Origin of the sequence: Leptolyngbya sp. KIOST-1, from assembly GCF_000763385.1 — a bacterium.
Taxonomy (GTDB): Bacteria; Cyanobacteriota; Cyanobacteriia; order Phormidesmidales; family Phormidesmidaceae; genus Nodosilinea.
Genome location: NZ_JQFA01000005.1, coordinates 129,317 through 147,725, shown reverse-complemented (window position 1 = coordinate 147,725; position 18,409 = coordinate 129,317). Strand labels below are relative to the sequence as shown.

At 60.8% G+C, this 18,409-nt stretch carries 18 protein-coding genes; 13 read left to right on the top strand and 5 right to left on the bottom strand.

All coding sequences use genetic code 11. The features are described 5' to 3' along the window. The first annotated feature begins 181 nt into the window (after nt 1-181). The 9 genes from NF78_RS26900 to NF78_RS26865 all read left to right on the top strand — a co-directional run bounded on the left by NF78_RS26900 (nt 182) and on the right by NF78_RS26865 (nt 11,109). Complete coding sequence (locus NF78_RS26900) at nt 182-1,303, top strand: HEAT repeat domain-containing protein (protein WP_197065013.1); 1,122 nt, start codon at nt 182-184, stop codon at nt 1,301-1,303. Nucleotides 1,304-1,603: 300 nt separating this feature from the next. Further along, a complete protein-coding gene (locus NF78_RS26895) occupies nt 1,604-2,230 on the top strand; it encodes a hypothetical protein (RefSeq protein ID WP_156119994.1) in 627 nt (208 codons plus the stop codon). A 129-nt stretch (nt 2,231-2,359) separates the two neighbouring features. After that, a complete protein-coding gene (locus tag NF78_RS26890; RefSeq protein WP_035994501.1) occupies nt 2,360-3,292 on the top strand; it encodes a LysR family transcriptional regulator in 933 nt (310 codons plus the stop codon). Nucleotides 3,293-3,432: 140 nt separating this feature from the next. Next, entirely contained in the window at nt 3,433-4,515 is a 1,083-nt protein-coding gene (locus tag NF78_RS26885) for an anthranilate phosphoribosyltransferase family protein (protein ID WP_035994498.1), read from the top strand. Between the two features lie 204 nt (nt 4,516-4,719). After that, on the top strand, nt 4,720-5,826 hold the full coding sequence (locus NF78_RS26880; RefSeq protein ID WP_081973034.1) for a DNA topoisomerase IB: 1,107 nt from the start codon (nt 4,720-4,722) through the stop codon (nt 5,824-5,826). A 4-nt stretch (nt 5,827-5,830) separates the two neighbouring features. Next, the gene (locus NF78_RS26875) at nt 5,831-7,069 is read left to right on the top strand and encodes a sulfotransferase family protein (protein ID WP_035994495.1); all 1,239 of its coding nucleotides are present in this window, start codon (nt 5,831-5,833) and stop codon (nt 7,067-7,069) included. A gap of 5 nt (nt 7,070-7,074) precedes the next feature. Beyond that, a complete protein-coding gene (locus NF78_RS26870) occupies nt 7,075-7,953 on the top strand; it encodes an S-methyl-5'-thioadenosine phosphorylase (protein WP_035994492.1) in 879 nt (292 codons plus the stop codon). A 188-nt stretch (nt 7,954-8,141) separates the two neighbouring features. Beyond that, complete coding sequence (locus tag NF78_RS31625) at nt 8,142-8,279, top strand: hypothetical protein (RefSeq protein WP_156119993.1); 138 nt, start codon at nt 8,142-8,144, stop codon at nt 8,277-8,279. Nucleotides 8,280-8,556: 277 nt separating this feature from the next. Further along, a complete protein-coding gene (locus NF78_RS26865) occupies nt 8,557-11,109 on the top strand; it encodes a ligase-associated DNA damage response DEXH box helicase (protein ID WP_035994490.1) in 2,553 nt (850 codons plus the stop codon). A 273-nt stretch (nt 11,110-11,382) separates the two neighbouring features. On the opposite strand, the gene NF78_RS26860 is transcribed toward NF78_RS26865, so the two are convergent. Further along, a complete protein-coding gene (locus tag NF78_RS26860; RefSeq protein WP_035994486.1) occupies nt 11,383-12,168 on the bottom strand; it encodes an RNA polymerase sigma factor SigF in 786 nt (261 codons plus the stop codon). Nucleotides 12,169-12,502: 334 nt separating this feature from the next. Between NF78_RS26860 and NF78_RS26855 the strand changes: the two genes are divergently transcribed. Then, entirely contained in the window at nt 12,503-13,237 is a 735-nt protein-coding gene (locus tag NF78_RS26855) for an HAD family hydrolase (RefSeq protein WP_035994483.1), read from the top strand. On the opposite strand, the gene NF78_RS26850 is transcribed toward NF78_RS26855, so the two are convergent. The 4 genes from NF78_RS26850 to NF78_RS26835 all read right to left on the bottom strand — a co-directional run bounded on the left by NF78_RS26850 (nt 13,229) and on the right by NF78_RS26835 (nt 15,646). Next, a complete protein-coding gene (locus NF78_RS26850; RefSeq protein ID WP_035994481.1) occupies nt 13,229-13,792 on the bottom strand; it encodes an NUDIX hydrolase in 564 nt (187 codons plus the stop codon). The two genes, NF78_RS26855 and NF78_RS26850, sit on opposite strands and share 9 nt — an antisense overlap. A 56-nt stretch (nt 13,793-13,848) precedes the next feature. Continuing rightward, entirely contained in the window at nt 13,849-14,355 is a 507-nt protein-coding gene (folK, locus tag NF78_RS26845) for a 2-amino-4-hydroxy-6-hydroxymethyldihydropteridine diphosphokinase (protein ID WP_052051054.1), read from the bottom strand. 1 nt (nt 14,356) lies between these two features. Next, nucleotides 14,357-14,677, bottom strand: coding sequence for a thioredoxin (gene trxA / locus NF78_RS26840; protein WP_035994478.1), 321 nt, complete (start codon nt 14,675-14,677; stop codon nt 14,357-14,359). Nucleotides 14,678-14,785: 108 nt separating this feature from the next. After that, nucleotides 14,786-15,646, bottom strand: coding sequence for an alpha/beta fold hydrolase (locus NF78_RS26835; RefSeq protein WP_035994475.1), 861 nt, complete (start codon nt 15,644-15,646; stop codon nt 14,786-14,788). 257 nt (nt 15,647-15,903) lie between these two features. Here NF78_RS26835 and NF78_RS26830 point away from each other — a divergent pair, with 257 nt between their 5' ends. From NF78_RS26830 to NF78_RS26820, 3 genes are all read left to right on the top strand, one after another. Beyond that, the gene (locus tag NF78_RS26830; protein ID WP_035994473.1) at nt 15,904-16,677 is read left to right on the top strand and encodes a DUF1350 family protein; all 774 of its coding nucleotides are present in this window, start codon (nt 15,904-15,906) and stop codon (nt 16,675-16,677) included. A gap of 234 nt (nt 16,678-16,911) precedes the next feature. Further along, nucleotides 16,912-17,337 (top strand): ATP-binding protein, encoded by a 426-nt coding sequence (locus NF78_RS26825; RefSeq protein ID WP_035994471.1) that lies wholly within the window; start codon nt 16,912-16,914, stop codon nt 17,335-17,337. A gap of 51 nt (nt 17,338-17,388) precedes the next feature. Then, nucleotides 17,389-18,168 carry a TIGR00297 family protein gene (locus tag NF78_RS26820; protein WP_197065012.1) on the top strand — a complete coding sequence of 260 codons (780 nt, stop codon included), beginning with the start codon at nt 17,389-17,391 and terminating at the stop codon, nt 18,166-18,168. Nucleotides 18,169-18,409: the final 241 nt, after the last annotated feature.

The window sequence follows — 18,409 nt, the reverse complement described above, 5'->3', positions numbered from 1 at the left end:
CCAGTGTGGCTAGCCTAGTCCCGCTCCAGGGAGGTGTTTGTATAGGTTCATACGTTTTTGGCCACCCCATGCAGCCTCCGCAAGGGCTGGCTGCGCGGATTGCATAGCGCCCGGTTGGGAAAACTCGGCACAGCGCCTATGGTGGAGGGAGTTGGCCCAGGGCGTCGTCAGGAGTATGGCTGTGTCTGCGTTTAATGAGTTTTTACCCAATTCGGTGACCCTCGACGACCAGGCGATCGCGGTTCGAGCTGCCGTGGCCGAACTGGGGCGGGGCAACTTTCACGATCGCTGGGATCAGTCCCGGCAGGTGGCCCACCTGGGTGAGGCAGCCCTGGCCGATCTGCTGGCTCTGCTGGAGGATGAGGACAGCGACTGGGAGGCCCGCTGGTTTGCCGCCCGCGCCCTGGGCGAGTTCAGCCACCCCCAGGTGATTCAGGCCCTGATCGCCACCTTTGCCGCCACCACCGACGACGACCTGCGCCAGTCGGTGGCCACCGCCCTCACCCAGATTGGCCACCCCGCGATCGCGGCCCTGGGGGAGCAGCTGGCGCACCCCGCCCTGCGTCCGGTGGCGGTGCAGGCCCTGGCCCGCATTCCCCACCCCGCCACCCTACCGCTGCTGATCGAGGCCACTGGCGACCCGCGATCGCCTGTGCGGGCGACGGCCCTGGATGCCCTCAGCCCCTTTGCCGATCCCACCACCTGGCCGATCGTGGAGCGGGGCCTGCGAGATCCGGCGGCGGCGGTGCGGGCGGCGGCGATTCGCGGGGTGCTGGGTCTGCGCGGCCACCTCAGCCCTCAGACCGTGGTTGAGGCCCTGGCTCCGCTGGTTGACGATGTCGACCAGGGCATTGCCCAGCAGGCGATCTATGCCCTGGGGCGACTGGCCCAGCCCCCTGCGACGGCGGTGCTGCTTGGGGGGCTGGACACCCGGCCCCCAGACCCCCGTCAGACGGCCCTGGTGCAGGCGTTGCTCTGGCAGAACAGCGCCGCCGCTCTGACGGGCCTAATCGAAGCCTGGGCCGAGCTGACCGCCGCCGCCCGTCTGGTCCTGATTCAAGGGCTGCCGACCCTGGGGGCCGACCTGCACCAGCGGGCAGGGCTGACCCTCCAGGATTGGCTGGAAGAGCTGCCCGCCACCGCTGACCACAGCGCCCTGCGGCGGCACCTGGTGCTGGCCCTGGGCCAGGTGGGCCAGGCCGATGCCGAGCCGCTGCTGCGATCGCTGCTGCACGACCCCGACCGGGGAGTGCAGATCCACGCCGAGGCGGCTCTGCGCCAGCTACAGCAGCAGCAATCCTAAGCGTTTCTTTGGCTTGAGGGCATTTCAATGCTCGCGATCGCACGGGCTTGCGCCTGCCCGGCTCGCTCTGGCGAAGCCTCCCTACAGTAAGAGGCGCGATCGCCCCCATCGGTTTAGCATGGTCAATAGAAATTCCCAATTGCAAATCGGTTCTACAGCAATATTGACAGCGCTATCGACGGGGAGGGCAGCTCGCACGGGGGAGCGCGGCGACGGCACGGTGGCAACGGATGTGCCAAGACCCTGGATGGCCCTTCGAAAAATGCTCAGGTACTGCCGCCTGAATTAGGAAATATGGCTATGTCTCGTCGCTTACGTCTTCACAACGTTTACAAACTGGTAGCCAGCGCTGGGGTTCTGGTTGCTCTAGGCCTGGGAGGCGTGCCCGCGATCGCGCAGCCGGAGTCATACTGTGACGATCCCGGTTCCGTCGCAGCCGCAGACACCACCCGTGAACTAGAGCTGAAGCAATTTGGCGTGGAACTCGCCATTCCCTCAAACTTTAGAGCCATGTTGCTGAATAGCGGCACCGTCAAAATTGTCGATCCGGGCACCTACGAACTGCTGGTTTGCATCGCCAGGGGAGGTGAAGCCCTGGGGCGGGGGTATGCCCAAACCCGAGTCCGCACCGAAGAGAACCCCGACAACTTAGATCTTCGCCAATTGGTGGAACAAAACATCCACGAGAATCAGGACATTTCCCCATACAGCTTTGACGGTCAACAGGGCTATTTAGTCACGCAGGCATCGAACGATCAGCCCGTAGGGATTCCAGATAGCTATGCGGCCCTGTGGATTGAAACTGATGAAGCTCACGGGGCGGTTGTCATCTCCAGAAGCTGCGATTGCTCAGGACAACGCGATCGCCTGCTGTCTCTGCTGGAGCGCTCAACTATGCTGGATAGCAGCCAAGCTACTCTGCCCTGAACCTGAGTTGGGTTACGGCTACTTTCGATACCAAGCGCGAGGGTACTATCTGCTAATCAAAGACAGGGCTTGTCGGCGGCAGCTCGCCGTCCAAGTCCTGGTTAGCAGTGGTGTGGGTACAATTCGAGCATGCGTATTGAACAGCTCCAGGCGTTTTTATCGGTGGCCGAAACCGGCAGTTTTCAGGCGGCGGCCCAGCAGTGCCAGGTGACTCAGTCCACGGTCAGCCGCCAGGTGCAGGCCCTGGAGGCCGAACTGGACGCGCCGCTGTTCCACCGCGGGGCCCAGGCCAAGCTAACCGTGGCCGGAGAGCGACTGCTGCCCAAGGCTCGCCGGATTCAGCAGGACTGGACTCAGGTGTCGAAGGATATTGCCGACCTGATGGCGGGCAAGCAGCCAGAGCTGTGCGTGGCGGCGATTCAGTCGGTGTGTGCCACGGTGTTGCCCCCTGTCCTGCAGCAGTTTTGCGCCGAGTATCCCCAGGTGCAGCTACGGGTGACGGCCCTGGGCAGCGATCGCTCCCTCAAGGTGTTGCGCGATGGCCTGGTGGACCTGGCCATTGTGATGGACAACCCGCGCCTCACCACCCAGCCCGAAATGGTGGTCACCCCCCTGTTTGAAGAACCGGTAGAGGTGCTGATGGGGGCCGACCACGACCTGGCCAACCAGCCCGCGATCGCCTGGGAGATGCTGTCGCGGTTTCCTCAAATTTTGTTCAAAGACGGCTACGGCATGCAGCGGCTGGTGCAGCAGCAGTTTCAGGACCGGGGCGAAACCTTCAATGCCGCCCTCGAACTCAACACCCTCGATGCCTTTCGGGGGGTGATTCGCCAGGGCAACTTTGTGGCGCTACTGCCCCAGTCCGCCCTGACCGACTGCCGCGACGACCCTACCCTGGCGGTGCGCCCCACCGAGGCTCCGGTGCTCACTCGCTCGGTGGTGCTGGTCACCACCCGCGATCGCCTGGGGATTCCGCCCATTCAGCGCTTCCACGCCCTGGTGCAGAGTCTGTCCAGCCCCAGCTGGCAGCGCTCGCGAGCCGCCGCCGTATCCTATACCTGACCCCCAACACCTGACACCTGAGACCTGAGACCTGAGACCTGACACCAAATCCCGCTCCCTGACACCGACGAATCCAACAGCCCCTCTGCCCTGACGGGTTATGATTTGCAAATCAATACCCCCTGGGGGTCAGACCAACTATGAGTAACGAGTTTCGGGAATTGCTCAAGCACGTGGGCAGTGGCAGCCACACCTCCAGGGCCCTGACCCGCGCCGAGGCCGAAGCCGCCACCCGCATGATGCTGACCCAAACTGCCACCCCGGCCCAGATTGGCGCGTTCATGATTGCCCATCGGATCAAGCGCCCCACCGCCGAAGAACTGGCGGGCACTCTGGACGCTTACCAAGCCTTGGGGCCAACCCTACCGGCGATCGCCCCCGACAGTCCCTACAGCGGCCGCGCCCTCGTGCTCAGCTGCCCCTACGACGGGCGATCGCGCACCGCCCCGGTCACCCCCGTTACGGCCCTGGTGCTGATGGCGGCGGGGATTCCCGTGGTGCTTCACGGCGGCGATCGGATGCCCACCAAGGCCGGCATTCCCCTGGTGAAGCTGTGGCAACAGCTGGGGGTAGACCTCAGCTGTCACAATCTGGAGCAGGCCCACGCCCTGCTCAACGGCACCGGTCTGGGGTTTGTCTATCTGCCCCAGCACTTTCCGGCTGCCCACGGCCTGGTGCCCTACCGCGACCAGATTGGCAAGCGCCCCCCCTTCGCCACGGTGGAGCTGATGTGGTCGCCCTACGCGGGGTCCCACACCCTGGTGATGGGGTTTGTCCACCCGCCCACCGAAGACTTTGCTAAGGGCACCTTTGGCCTGCGCGGCCACGCCGATTGGATCAGCGTCAAGGGGCTGGAGGGCAGCTGCGATCTGGCCCGGGGCCGCACCGCGATCGTGGGTGTCAACCGCCAGGGCGACTTTGAGCGCCTGCTGCTGCACCCCCGCGACTACGGGCTGGAGGGGGACGATGTGGAGCTGGACGACGAGGTCACCCTGGGCCAGCGGCTGCGATCGGTGCTGGCGGGCCAGCCCACAGAGCTGTACAAAACCGCCCTGTGGAACGCTGGATTTTACCTGTGGCAGGGGGGCGCAGCGGCGTCGCTGACGGAGGGGTTGGCCCAGGCCGACGCCCTGCTGACTACCGGCAAGGCGCTGAGTCAGCTAGAAGCCCTGCGCCAGCAGGCCACCGCGCTGCAACCTACTCTCACCTATAGCCACGGCTGACCGATCCGGGCCACCGGGGCGGTGGAGAGGACAGTCGATACCGGCCCGGTGGCCTGAATTATCCTTGGGTATAGAATATTGACCCCTGGAACCATACCCCAGCTAGAGCGCAAGGGGCTTTGACCCCTTCTACGCTGGAGGAATCGCCAGACCGGGGTGCCGATCGCGGAGGGCGATGTCTCCACTGCCCTGTCCAACACCGGAATGGCTAAAGGTTCGCAACAGCTTGCCCATCGGGTCGATTTCGATCGCGCTCTGGCCGAGGTTACCACTGAGGCCCCAATCCAGGCCGCCCGCGCGGCGGGACTGCGCTACGTCAGCGACGGTCGCCCCGGCCTGGGGCGGCGGCGCTGCGGGCGCGGGTTTATCTATTTCGACGCCAAGGGCGATCGCATTTCCGACCCCGCCGAGCTGAAGCGGCTGAAGGCCCTGGTGATTCCGCCGGCCTGGGAGGAGGTGTGGATTTGCCCCTACCCCAACGGTCACTTGCTGGCCACCGGGCGCGACGCCAAAGGCCGCAAGGTCTACCGCTACCACCCCAACTGGCGGGAGGTGCGCAACCAGACCAAGTTTGATCGGCTGATTCCCTTCGGCTATGCCCGCCCGCTGATCCGCGAGGTCACCGATGGCCACCTGCGCCAGCGCCAGCTGTCGCGCCAGAAGCTGCTGGCGATCGTGGTGCGGCTGCTGGATGCCACCGTCATTCGGATTGGCAACGATGAGTACCGCGAGCAAAACCAGTCCTTTGGCCTGACCACCCTACAACAGGAGCATGTGGAAGTGGGCTCGAGCACCATCAGCTTTCACTTCATTGGCAAAAGCGGCGTGGAGCACGAGATCGAGGTGAGCGATCGCCGCCTGGCCCGGGCGATCAAGCGCTGCCAGGAACTCCCCGGTCAGCAGCTGTTTCAGTACGTCGATGAGGACGGCGATCGCCGCGCCATCGACTCGGCCGATGTGAATGAGTACCTGCAAACCATCACTGGAGCAGAGTTTACCTCCAAAGACTTCCGCACCTGGGCCGGCACCGCCTGCGCTGCCGAAATTCTCAACGACCTGGGGGAACCCACCTCCGCCACCAACGCCCAGGCCAATATTCGTGAGGCGATCAAAGCGGCGGCGGCACACCTGGGCAACCGGGTGGCCACCTGCCGCAAGTTCTACGTTCACCCCACCGTGACCCAGGCCTACGCGGACGGCTGGCTGCTGGAGGTCTGGCGCGAGGCGGCCGAGGCCCCCAGCCAGCTGGATCTGACCGCCGAGGAGAAGGCCCTAATCGCGGTGCTGAGCCATCCCCAGGCCCAGCGGTAGCGCCATGGCGAAGGGGACTACCGCGCCAGTTTTTATCGTCGGGGCACCGCGATCGGGCACCACCCTGCTGGCCACCCTGCTGGCCAGCCACAGCCAGATCAGCTGCGGTCCAGAGACCCACTTTTTTCCGTACCTGGAGGCCAACTACCAGCACCTGGCGGCCGTGCTCAGGGATGGGGACTGGCCGAGCAAGGCGACCGAATTTGTGGGGGCGATCGCCGTCGAAGACCGCCCAGTCGCCGATCTGTTTGGCGTTTCGCCCCAGGCCATTCATGGCTACCTGGCCGCCCACAAACCCTCGCCCCAGGCCCTGCTCGAAAGCCTGACCGAGCCGCACAGGCTGGCCCTGGGTAAGCACCGCTGGGCCGAAAAGACCCCCAACCACATCCTGCACCTGGCCACCCTGCGGCGGCTGTACCCCACCGCCAGGGTGGTGCGGATTGTGCGCGACCCCCGCGACGTGGCCCTGTCGATGGCGACCAGGCTGCCCTGGACCAGCGATGTGCCCCTGCACAGCGCCTACCTGATCGAGCGGTGGTATCGCCAGAGCAAGGGGTTTTTTGAGCGCGATCGGCTGGCCTACACGCTGCGGTACGAAACCCTGATAGCCGAACCAACCGAGACCCTGCACCAGCTGTGCTGCTTTCTCCAGGTTCCCTTTGAGCCCGCCATGCTCCACACCGAAGCCGCCGCCCGCCACACCGCCCCCGCCCACGAACCCTGGAAAAATCAGGTCGCCCAGGGGCTGGATTCGTCCCGCTGTTTGGTCTGGCAGCGGCGACAGCCCGACGACTCCCTGCAAGCCATCAGCACCGTCTGCCGGGAGATGATTGCCGACTTTGGCTACCGCCCGCTTGCAGGTGACTTTGCACCGATTTTGGCCCACCACACCAGCGAACGCTTTGTGCGCGATCGCCATCAGGAAATAGATCAACTCCTGGCCCACAACCACCTTTTAGTTCCCTGCGATCCGCTTCAACTGTCTAGCGGTGAACAGGTGGTCTATTGCGATGTGCCGATTAGTGGCCACAACTATGGCAAGAGCCTGAGAAAATTCTGGCAATTCTGCCTAACGCTGGTAGCGCTGTGGCTCAAGGGGGTGGCGATCGCCTTTAGCGCCTTTGGCCCCAGCCCCGAAGCTGAAAAGAATCGGCTCGGCCAACTGGCGGCACACCTGCTGAAGCGCCTGGGTTCGCCCGCAGAACTGTTGGCTATGATAGGGCAGTCCAGCTCTCAACAGTAACCACCATGGCGGCACAGGCACAGATCGGCATCATCGGCGGCAGCGGTCTCTATCAAATGGAAGCCCTCACCGACATTGAAGAAGTTCGCGTAGATACCCCCTTTGGCGCTCCCTCCGATGCCATCATCCTGGGCACGCTGGATGGTACCCGCGTAGCGTTTTTGGCCCGCCACGGGCGCGGCCACACCCTGATACCCACCGAGCTGCCCTTTCGCGCCAACATCTACGCCATGAAGTCCCTCGGGGTGGAGTACCTGATCTCCGCCTCCGCCGTGGGCTCGCTCAAAGAAGCCGCCAAACCGCTGGATATGGTGGTGCCCGACCAGTTCATCGATCGCACCCGCAACCGGGTCAACACCTTCTTTGGCGAGGGGCTGGTGGGCCACATCACCTTTGGCGACCCAGTGTGTAACGCTCTGGCAAAGGTGCTGGCCGACGCGGTCGAAAGCCTGGAGCTGCCCGATGTGGACCTGCACCGGGGCGGTACCTACGTCTGCATGGAGGGGCCAGCCTTCTCGACTAAGGCCGAGTCGGAGCTGTACCGCAGCTGGGGGGCCACCATCATCGGCATGACCAACCTGCCCGAGGCCAAGCTGGCCCGCGAGGCCGAAATCGCCTACGCCACCCTGGCCCTGGTCACCGACTACGACTGCTGGCACCCCGACCACGACAGCGTCACCGTCGAGATGGTGATCGGCAACCTGCAAAAGAACGCCGTCAATGCCCAGCGGGTGATTCGCGAGGTGGTCAACCGCATTGCCGCCAATCCACCCGAGTCGGAGGCCCACTCGGCGCTGAAGTATGCCATCATTACGCCGTTGGATAAAGCGCCCCAGGCCACCCTCGACAAGCTCAACCTGTTGATTAAAAAGTATTTGCCTTAGCCTGTTGGTCAGGATAGTGCTGGCGGCCAATCAGAGGATTGCGGCTGCCGAAGCGGGCTGAATCGATTTGATTAAGCCCTGCGGTAGAACCTGATTGGTGCGAAACCGTTCATTCAATAGAGGGGCTTTTGGGAGTCCACGATTAGATTGAACGTACTGATTCGTACGATTTAATCGAGGTTATCCCCATGACTGATAAAGAGCATAAGTCCTACGCCGAGAAGAACGAAGAGCGCATTACCAACTTCGTCGAAAAGGTTAACGAAAAAGGTGAGCAGAAGAAAGAAGCCAAGAAGCAGGAATCCGAAGCCGAGGTGTATGAGTAAGGCCGGCCCTGCCCTCAGCGGTGACTGAGGCGATCGCCCAGTAACACCGAGGCCAGACGGGGTGCGTCACGACTCTACGTGGGGCACCCCGGTTGTTATTAGTACAGCAAGGCAGAAAAACGCCCGCCGCTCAGGAGGCTTGAAAACTGAGCCATTGACAATTTTTCACTTTGAATTTTTGATTTTGAACGTTGAACCGCGCATAGCTGTACTAAATACCGCCCCTGTGCCTAACTCACTACAATAAATAGGCTCCCCCAACGGTTAGACCTGCGCTGTGACGGCTGATTCGCGCCTCACCCCAGTTATCGACTACTTTGCCACCCGAAGCTGGCAGCCCCTGACCTTTCAGGCGCAAACCTGGGCGGCCTACCTGGCGGGCCACAGCGGGCTGGTGCAGGTGCCTACCGGGTCGGGCAAAACCTACGCCGCTGTCATGGGGCCAGTCGCCGAGATGATTGCCGCCCCCGCCGAGGGCCTGCAGCTGCTCTACATCACCCCCCTGCGCGCCCTGTCGCGGGACATTGAGCAGGCGATCAGAGCGCCGATTGAGACGATGGGCTGGAACCTCACCGTCGAGTCGCGCACGGGCGATACCAGTTCGTCGCGCAAGACCAGGCAGCTCAAACATATGCCGAATATCCTCATCACCACGCCGGAGTCGCTGGCGGTGATGCTGTCGTACCCAGACGGAGCCAAGCGGTTTGGCCACCTGCGGGCGGTGATTCTCGACGAGTGGCACGAGCTGATGAGCTCGAAGCGGGGTACCCAGGCGGAACTGTGTCTGGGATACCTGCGATCGCTGCAACCCCAGCTCCGCACCTGGGCCATCTCGGCCACCCTGGGCAATCTGGAGGAGGCCGCCCAGACCGCTGTGGGTCTGGGCATCAACCCAGTAATCATTCGTTCAAATCTAAAGCGCGAGACGGTGATCACCAGCATTCGCCCCGACTCGGTGGACACCTTTCCCTGGGCGGGGCACCTGGGCCTGCGCATGTTTGAAACCCTGGTGGAGGCGCTGGACCTGGAAAAGTCCACCCTGATCTTTACCAACACCCGCAACCAGGCCGAGCGCTGGTACCAGGCGCTGAGCTTTGCCCTGCCCGAGGCGGCCGAGAAAATTGCCCTGCACCACGGCTCGATCGATGTCAAAGAGCGGGAGGCGATCGAGGCGGGGGTGAAGTCGGGCGACATCCGGTGGGTGGTCTGCACCTCATCGCTGGACCTGGGCGTCGATTTTCAGCCGGTGGAGCGGGTGGTGCAGATCGGCAGCGCCAAGAACCTGGCCCGCCTGCTCCAGCGGGCCGGCCGCAGCGCCCATATTCCGGAGGGCACCTCGGAGGTGTTTTTTCTGCCCACCAACGCCCTGGAGCTGCTAGAGATCTCTGCTTTTCGCCGGGGGCTGGCCCTGGGCGATATGGAAACCCGCCGTCCCCAGCAGAAGCCCTACGACGTGCTGGTGCAGCACCTGGTCACCCTGGCCTGCGGCGATGGATTTGAGCCAGCATCCACCTTAGAGAAACTCCGCCAGACCGTGGCCTACGCTGACCTCACCGAGGCCGAGTACCAGTGGATTTTGGACTTTATTGAAACCGGCGGGCGGTGCCTGGGGGCCTATCCCCGCTACAAAAAGGTGGTGCGCGAAGACGGACTGTGCAAGGTCAGCGACACCAAACTGGCCCGCATTCACCGCATGGGTATTGGCACCATCACCTCCAACACCCCAGTCAAAATTGTCTACACCAACCGCAAAGCGATCGGCACCGTCGAAGAAGCCTTGGTGTCGCGGCTAAAGAAAGGGGACGTGTTCTTCTTCGCCGGACGACAGCTGGAATACTTTCAGATGAAGGACATGGTGCTGTACGTCAAAGGCACCCGGCGCAAGTCCACAGTGACCCCCAGCTGGGGCGGCGGACAGCTGGCCATTTCCGACACCCTCAGCCACCACCTGCGCCAGGAGGTGGAGTGGGTGCGATCGCTGCTCAAGGATGCCAACGGTATGGCTTTCCCCCAGTCGGCAGAATTTACTGCTGACGAGACCCTACCCTCCCAGGCTCTCGCGGTAGCCGCTTCCTCCATTACCCCCCTTATCAAGGGGGGGAGGGGGGATCGCGCCAACGCAGAAATTCTCACCATCGCGCCCATTCTGGCAGCCCAGCAGCGGCTCTCTACCCTGCCCAGCGCCGACGAGCTACTGGTGGAAAGCTGCAAAACCCGCGAGGGCCAGCACCTCTACGTGTTTCCCTTCGAGGGACGCTTCGTCCACGAAGGCCTGGGCTTTCTCTGGGGCTACCGCTTCGCCAGGCAAAAGACGGCCACCTTCACCATTTCGGTCAACGACTACGGCTTTGAAATTCTCGGTCCTAAGGGGTACCCCTACCGGGATCTGTTCTCCAGCGATTTCTTTAGCCTGGAGAATCTGGCCGACGACATCCGCGCCAGCCTCAATATTTCAGAACTGACCCAGCGTAAGTTTCGCGGCGTGGCCCAGGTGGCGGGGCTGGTGTTCAAGGGCTATCCGGGTTCGCGCAAAACCTCTAGTCAGCTCCAGATCAGCACGTCGCTGCTCTATGATGTCTTCACCAAGTACGAACCCGACAATCTGCTGTTGAGGCAGGCCGAGCGCGAGGTGCTGCAAGACCAGCTCGAAACCCACCGCCTGACTCAAACCCTGAGCCGGCTGGACCAGCGATCTGTGGTCTGGAAAGACACTAAGCGCCCCTCCCCACTGGCGTTTCCGCTGCTGGTGGAGCGGCTCAACTCGCGCCTGTCAAATGAAACTCTACTCGAGCGCATTCAACGGATGAAGGAACAGTGGGACAAGCGGTAGTAGTCTGCTGACGACCAACATCCAGGGCCGTTCATCGGTGTGGATGTTGAAGTAGATGCCGTCGGCCCAGGTGTAGCCGTAGTGTGGTGGCCGTGGCGTGTAGCCATAGCGGCCAGCAAATTGGTCATGACTAACGGTTCTGACGATGGCTATGATGACAGCCTTTGGGGCATTACGGAGGTCCTCTCCTGCAAATGACATCGCCGGGGAAAGTCTGCTGAAGACCTTCCCCGGCGATCGCTCTCATTAAACAGACATCAGGCCATCTAAAGCCTAGGGATCGGTGCGCAGTTCCTGAGGCTGCAAAAATGCGATCATCTCGTCTACTCCGCGCTGAATGCGACGGGTCACGGTCATGGGGCTGACACCGATCTTCTCGGCCACCTCTTTGCGCGATAGGCCTTTGAAAAAGACGAACTCAATGGCGGTGCGGGTTTTAGCTTCCAGCTGATTCAGGGCTCGCTGGATCTGCTGGCGGTCCTCTTCTAGGGCCTGCATGAGTTGGTAGTGGGTGTCGGGCAGCGTTTCACCCAGGGTGATGTTGGAGTCTACCTGTTGGCACACGGTGGCATCGAGGCTCAGGGGTAGACGGTTCTTGTGGGCCATCTTGACTTCCCGCCACTCTTTAACCGAGACTTCGAGGGCATCGGCCATCTCATGGTCGCTAGGATTCCGCCCCAGGGTGCGCATCAGTTCCAGCTGTAGTTTTTGGGATTCTTTTTGCAGATCTTGCCAGCGGCGGGGAATTTTAACTGTAGTGCCGCGATCGCGCAGGAAGTGCAGCATCTCGCCACGAATGTAGGGAACGGCGAAGGAGCTAAAAGCACAGCCCTGACCAGGGTTAAAGCGTTCGATAGCGCGAATGAGACCAATGTAACCGATTTGTTCCAAATCTTCGTAGGGTTCAGAGCACTGGTGACTGACCCGGTGAGCAATTTTTCGAACCAGGCCCGCGTTGAGTTGCACCAGTCTGTTACGCAACTGTACCGAGGGAGACTGCTTGTACTGCATCAGCAGTTCCATGCCACGAGAGCGAATTGTCGAAGTTTGGGTAGCCATATCTGCGGATGTCCTTACGAGAGCGGGTTCGCTGGGAACTGTCCTTATTCTCGGGAGAGACACCGGCATTCACCATCGTTGATCTACGGTACTCTAGCGAAGGTCGAGCGCCGATCTCCGTAGTTCTACGGGAGAGCGGCAGGGGGAGCAACGCAAAACCTGTCGCCTAGAAGCCAGGGGCTATCGGCTTAGGGTTCCCAACGACAACTCCCAGGGCACGGCCCAAAAGCCCAAACGTGAAGCATGGAGCTGTAGTCTAGCGGCTTCAAAACCGGGCTAAGCTAGCAGGAGGCATGCCTAAGTTGCATTGCTTAATATTTCTCTGGCTAGGTTAATGGTTCTCAAAGCAGTTTTACTGGACTTTAACGGCGTTATCATTGACGACGAAGGCATCCACGGGCGTTTGATTGAGGAATTGCTCTTAGAAGAAAACCTGCGTCCCAACTCTCAGGACCTGACTGAGTGTTGCCTGGGTCGATCTGATGCCGCCTGTCTCAGGGATTTACTTGCGCGTCAGGGGCGAGTAATCTCTGAGGACTATTTGGCAAAACTGCTCGACCGCAAGGCGGCCCGCTACCAGGCGGTCCTCCAGGGCTTAGATCCCTTACCCCTGTATCCCGGCCTGGACGACCTGATTTACCACATCCGGACGGCGCAGCTTAAACTGGCCATCGTGTCTGGAGCCCGCCGCCGCGAAATTGAAACCGTTCTGTCCCTCGTTCCCTGGGGCGACTACGTAGGCCTAATTGTCTCAGCCGATGAGGTCGCCCCAGGAGTGAGCAAACCCGCCCCCGATGGCTACCGCCTCGCCGTGGAACAACTCAACCAGCAGTTTGCCGATCTGGCCCTCAGCCCGGCCGATTGTCTGGCCATTGAAGATTCATTTGCCGGGATTGAAGCCGCTAAGCGGGCTGCCGTACCCGTGCTGGGCGTTGCCCACGCCTACCCCTACCAGTTGATTCACCGCCGAGCGACCTGGGCCATTGACCACCTCTACGAGTTCAGCCTGGATTGGCTTACCCCCTACTATGGCGCGGTCAGCCCTACGGCCAGCGGCCAGTCAAAGTGACGCCAGTTTTTCCAGATAAGGCTTGGCCAGGTAGTAACTGGCGATAGATTTGGCGTCCACCGCTTCCCCTGCCAGAATCGCTTTTTCTAGCTGAAGAGGGGTAAACAGGACCACTTCAATGTCTTCGTCGGCATCGGTGTCGGGGGGCGTTTCAATTGGTTCAAGGTCAGTGGCCAGAAAGGCGTAAATAATTTCGTCGGAGTAGCCGGGGGCCAGGGGGAAGTTACCGATGGGCAGCCAGGTTTGGGCGCTGTAACCAATCTCCTCCTGAATTTCTCGGCGAATGGTGTCGCCAGCCGCCTCGTTGACCTCGATGGTGCCGGCGGGAAACTCCAGCAGTCGCCCCATGACGGCAAAACGATACTGGCGCACCATGACCAGTTCGCCCCTGGCGGTGACGGGTACAGCCAGGGCTCCCCCGGGATGACGAATACATTCCCAGTCGCCTTCGGCCCGGTTGGGCAACCGCAGTCGGTTGACCTCAAAGTTAAATTTGCGCCCTTCATAGAACAATCGCTGCTTTAGCAGTTGAGGAGGTTCTTGACCAAGCGGCATAGGTAGAGGCTCAGAAAGGGTACCGGTGATCACCCCATTGTAGGAGCTTGGACCCCTTAATTGAAAGGCAGTGGAATAGCCCCTAAATGCGTTACCCCTGCCGGGTCTACCCGCTCACAGAGCTGTTTGACCAACTCACCACTGACAGGATCCCGCCAGTTGGGCGCTATTTCCGCCAGGGGAATGAGGACAAAGGCACGGTCCCGCATGCGGGGGTGGGGAATGTGCAGGTTGGGTTCAGTTAGACAGACCTGGCCATAGAAAATAAGGTCAAGATCGAGGGTGCGAGGCCCCCAGCGCTGACGGCGCACGCGACCAAAGCGCTGTTCGATGTCTAACAGTTGAGCGAGTAAATGCTGGGGCGACAGGGTGGTTTTGACAATGGCACAGGCATTCAAAATGTCGGGCTGGGGTGGACCAATAGCAACGGTTTGGTAAACGCTGGACTGGGCTAAGAGTTCGATTGTTGGGGGGGTATGGAGGGCGGCCAAGGCCGCCTGCAGAATGTGCTGCGAATTGCCCAGGTTGCTGCCCAGGGCGATCGCGCAAGATACCGCAGCCATGCTAACTCAGATGCGCCCGCAGGCGGGCTACCAACTGGGGTGCGGCCAATACGCCTTCGATTCGATCCACAGGTTTTCCGGCCTTGAACAAAACCAGGGTCGGCAGAGCCGCAATTTGGTGCTGAGAGGCAATTTGAGGGTACTTATCGGTGTCAATTTTGACGATTTTGAGCTGGCCTTTTAGCTCGTTATTGACCTCGGCAAGAATGCCCGCCATCATCTGGCAGGGGCCGCACCAGGTGGCGTAGAAATCGACTAGAACAGGAGTTTTCGCTTCAGCTAAAAGATCTGCAAAGCTTTGAAATTGTTGTTTGACGGCCATTAAAAGCTCCTTGGGTCAAGGCAGCCCCAGCAGGGCCTGTAGCTCCAGCATAAACTATGGACTCGGCCTCTCTAAGGTGGGCTGGGCGGCTTGCCTGGATGACACGCCCTAAGGAACCATCTGGCGCAAAAACCCATCGAGGGCTGTCGCCACCTTTTCGGCCCAGTCCTCCTGGGCATAGTGGCCCACCTGCTCCAGGGTTTGCAGCTCACCGTTGGCCAATTTTTGGACTGCGGCTTCGGCCAGGCTGACCGGCAGCCAGGGGTCACTCAGGCCCCAGAGCGCCAGCGTAGGATGGTCCCAGCCCGGCAGACCAGCAGCGATGCTCTGCCTCACCTCCTCGATGGCAAGGCGGCGTACCGTTGTCATCAATGCCCGACCGACATCTGAACTTTTGAGGAAAGGCCGTCGATAGACATCTAAATCCGCATCGTCGATCTGGTAAGGGCCGCCCCCTTCCAGGGTGCGATCGACCAGCAGCGGGTCCTGAGTGATCATGTCTCCGGCCAGGGGCAAGCCCATTTGACGGATCTTCCAGGGCAGCTTGGCCTCTGGCCCAATGGGAGCGTTGATCATCACCAGGCGATCGACCCGCTCCGGGTGCTGTAGGGCGTACTGGATGCCGGCCGACCCCAGAAAGCCCTGGGCCACCAGGTGTACCCGGGACAGGCCCAGGGCATCGAGGAAGGCTCCCAGGGCGTTGACAAACGCCTCGGGGGTGTAGGCAAAGTCGCGGCGATCGGGCTTGTCAGAAAAACCGTGGCCGATCCAGTCGGGGGAGATGGTGCGAAACCCCTGCTGCGCCAGCGTGGGCATGACCTCGCGCCAGCTGTAGCTCTGAGACACCAGGCCGTGCAGCAGGAGCACGGGCAGCCGATTTGCATTGGCCATTGGTTCGTGTTCCCGGTAGAACCAGGTCAACCCATCAACCGTTACGGTGTGCTCGGCGATCGCGGCATTCTGCCCCATAGCTTTACCTCCTTCAGGCCCATCAGCTTACCGCTCCAGCGAAGGGGAAGGCAAGGGTCTTACAAGCGGTCAATCGTTAGGGCAGCAGTGGCGTAGTTTTATCAGTTCCGCGGCGATCGCGTTCCCTTGGCCCCCCGGTCTGGACGACGAACTCGCTCACTATCGCTACAGTAATGAAGGAAATGAAGGAGCAATCTCCCAGGTCAGACCCTGCCCGCCTGGGCATTCACCGCCAAAGGACGCACCCCCCGACTGTGATGAACTGGCAAGAGGTATCGGGCAACTGGATTTTAGTGCCCCCTAACCCAAGGGCGATCGTACATTTTTTAGGTGGGGCTTTTGTGGCCGCGGCCCCCAATGTCACCTACCAGTGGCTCCTCGAAAACCTGGCTCGGCAGGGGTTTGCGATCGTAGCCACCCCGTTTATCAACACCTTTGATCACAGCGTTATTGCCCAGGAAGTGCTGATTACCTTTGACCAGGCAATGCGCTATCTGGAGAAGCGCGTGCTGGGTAACGGTAGCAACTTGCCGATCTATGGTTTGGGTCACAGCATGGGCTGCAAGGTCCATCTATTGATCAACTGCCTCTGGGAGGTGGAGCGGGCTGGCAATATCTATATGAGTTTCAACAACTATCCGGCCCGGCGATCGATTCCGTTTTTGGAGCAGGCGGTGCAGTTCAATCCCGCGTTTAATGTTGAGTTTACCCCCGACCCAGAGACCACCCTGGGCCTGGTGCGCGATCGCTATCCCGTGCCCCATAACCTGCTGATCAAGTTTCGCAGCGACAACCTCGATCAAACCCGTCCTCTATCAGAGGTGCTGATCCGGCGCTTTGCCGAGTGCACCACCGTTCAGTTGCTGCCAGGGTCCCATACCACCCCCATCGCCCAGGAGTTTGGCTGGCAGCCGGGTACGTCGTTTAGTCCCCTCGATGCTCTGGGGCAGTTTGTCCAGCAAGAATTTTATCGTGACCTGAATCGGCTGCGTCGCAACCTGCTGGCCTGGCTGAACCCTTCCCAGTTTTAAGGGCTGTGTTCAATTTCCTCCAATAGGGAAAATATCAAAGATCTTAGCCCTTAGCCTATGGCTTGAGTCGCCCATAGCAACCCTGGCGCTAACGTTTGTTGGGCCCAAAATTGACGACATGCCCAAAGCCCGGGGCGAAAGCAAAAATAGATTTAAAACTCTTTGATTGAAAGCTTTTGCCGGGGTGGGCTTCGGCCTATGATGCAAAGGTGAGCGATCTAGCCCTAGCCTGTTTTGACCTACCAGCACACCAGCCAGATTGAAACTCAAACTGACCCTGCGGCCCTCAAGTCAGTCCTGGCGTGGTTCGATCAGTTTCAGGCTGCTCCAATTCCGCACAATATCTGGTTGCAATGCCAACTCGCCCTGATCGAAGGTTTTACCAACGCTGTACGCCATGCCCACACTGGGCTCCCGCTCGATACCCCAGTTCGCATTGAAGTAGCCATCAGCGATCGCACCATCGACATCCGCATTTGGGATCAGGGCCCCGGCTTTGATTTGGCCTCGGTGCTGCGCCAGCGAATTACCGCCAACAATACAGACTCCGAGGGAGGGCGAGGGCTTAAAATTATGTATTTGGTAGCCGATCGCTTGACCTACGAACCAGCCCTTGAGTCAGGCCATTGTCTCCACCTGCACAAGGCCTTTGCCCTGTAGGTAGAGCGTTGCGCGATCGTTGAGGGCTTTATCTATGGCGACATTCAAGCTATGGCACTCGATTTTTTATCTCCCCAGATGACGGGATGGCTGATTGGTATCTTGCTCAACACAGCCCTGCTGCTGCTGGCCTGGGGGCTGCCCAAAAAGCTGCTCACACCAGCGGGTTATTTCCACGCCTGGGTCTTGGGAGTGATCATTTGGGGTTGTATGGGCTGGCCAGGCTACCTGGTCGTCATGGCTTACTTTATAGCCGGGTCGGCCGTCACCCGCCTGGGGCGGCGGCGCAAAGAAGCTGCTGGTATTGCCGAAGGGCGTTCGGGGGTAAGGGGGCCCGAAAATGTCTGGGGTTCGGCCCTGGCTGCGGCCCTCTGCGCGATCGCGATCGCCCTGGTCAGCGCCTTTGCCCCGCCCGCGCGCCAGCAACTATGGCTGCCGCTGCTGGCCCTGGCCTACGTCAGCAGCCTCAGCACCAAACTCTCGGACACCACCGCCAGTGAAGTAGGCAAAGCCTACGGGCGGCATACCTTTTTGATCACCTCGCTTAAACCCGTGCCTGCCGGTACCGAGGGAGCCGTTAGCCTGGAGGGCACGCTGGCAGGCGTGGTCGGATCCCTGGTTATCGCGCTGGTGGGCTGGGGGGTAGGCTTGATCGGCCCCTGGGCGATAGTCCTTTGCCTGGGAGCGGCTTTTCTGGCCACCACCCTCGAAAGCCTGATTGGCGCCACCCTCCAACACCGATTCGCCTGGCTGACCAATGAGGTGGTCAACGGCATTAACACGGCAACTGGCGCAGTCCTGGCCCTGCTACTGGGTTTGGTTTTGCTGTGAGATAGAAAAGCCAAACTACAGCTGTGGTTTTACCGGAGTTCCGTAGGTTTACGGATGGTTTGGCTAGGGTTTTACCGAGAGCATTGGGTCAGATAGTGCTGCCAGCGCTAGCTTTGGCAAAATCCGGAAAGTTTTAGGGAATTTTACAAAATCCTCATACATCTCCGGCAGGCCAGGACAAAATCTCCGTGAATTCTCGCAACACTCAGTTCAGTGGGTCCCCTGTCGATGGTCTGGATGC

What these genes read in the sequence shown, in the direction of transcription:
- NF78_RS26895 (WP_156119994.1), top strand. Translation starts at nt 1,604, where the DNA reads ATGTCTCGTCGCTTACGTCTTCACAACGTTTACAAACTGGTAGCCAGC.
- NF78_RS26890 (WP_035994501.1), top strand. Translation starts at nt 2,360, where the DNA reads ATGCGTATTGAACAGCTCCAGGCGTTTTTATCGGTGGCCGAAACCGGC.
- NF78_RS26885 (WP_035994498.1), top strand. Translation starts at nt 3,433, where the DNA reads ATGAGTAACGAGTTTCGGGAATTGCTCAAGCACGTGGGCAGTGGCAGC.
- NF78_RS26880 (WP_081973034.1), top strand. Translation starts at nt 4,720, where the DNA reads ATGGCTAAAGGTTCGCAACAGCTTGCCCATCGGGTCGATTTCGATCGC.
- NF78_RS26875 (WP_035994495.1), top strand. Translation starts at nt 5,831, where the DNA reads ATGGCGAAGGGGACTACCGCGCCAGTTTTTATCGTCGGGGCACCGCGA.
- NF78_RS26870 (WP_035994492.1), top strand. Translation starts at nt 7,075, where the DNA reads ATGGCGGCACAGGCACAGATCGGCATCATCGGCGGCAGCGGTCTCTAT.
- NF78_RS31625 (WP_156119993.1), top strand. Translation starts at nt 8,142, where the DNA reads ATGACTGATAAAGAGCATAAGTCCTACGCCGAGAAGAACGAAGAGCGC.
- NF78_RS26860 (WP_035994486.1), bottom strand. Translation starts at nt 12,168, where the DNA reads ATGGCTACCCAAACTTCGACAATTCGCTCTCGTGGCATGGAACTGCTG.
- NF78_RS26855 (WP_035994483.1), top strand. Translation starts at nt 12,503, where the DNA reads ATGGTTCTCAAAGCAGTTTTACTGGACTTTAACGGCGTTATCATTGAC.
- NF78_RS26850 (WP_035994481.1), bottom strand. Translation starts at nt 13,792, where the DNA reads ATGCCGCTTGGTCAAGAACCTCCTCAACTGCTAAAGCAGCGATTGTTC.
- folK (WP_052051054.1), bottom strand. Translation starts at nt 14,355, where the DNA reads ATGGCTGCGGTATCTTGCGCGATCGCCCTGGGCAGCAACCTGGGCAAT.
- trxA (WP_035994478.1), bottom strand. Translation starts at nt 14,677, where the DNA reads ATGGCCGTCAAACAACAATTTCAAAGCTTTGCAGATCTTTTAGCTGAA.
- NF78_RS26835 (WP_035994475.1), bottom strand. Translation starts at nt 15,646, where the DNA reads ATGGGGCAGAATGCCGCGATCGCCGAGCACACCGTAACGGTTGATGGG.
- NF78_RS26830 (WP_035994473.1), top strand. Translation starts at nt 15,904, where the DNA reads ATGAACTGGCAAGAGGTATCGGGCAACTGGATTTTAGTGCCCCCTAAC.
- NF78_RS26820 (WP_197065012.1), top strand. Translation starts at nt 17,389, where the DNA reads ATGGCACTCGATTTTTTATCTCCCCAGATGACGGGATGGCTGATTGGT.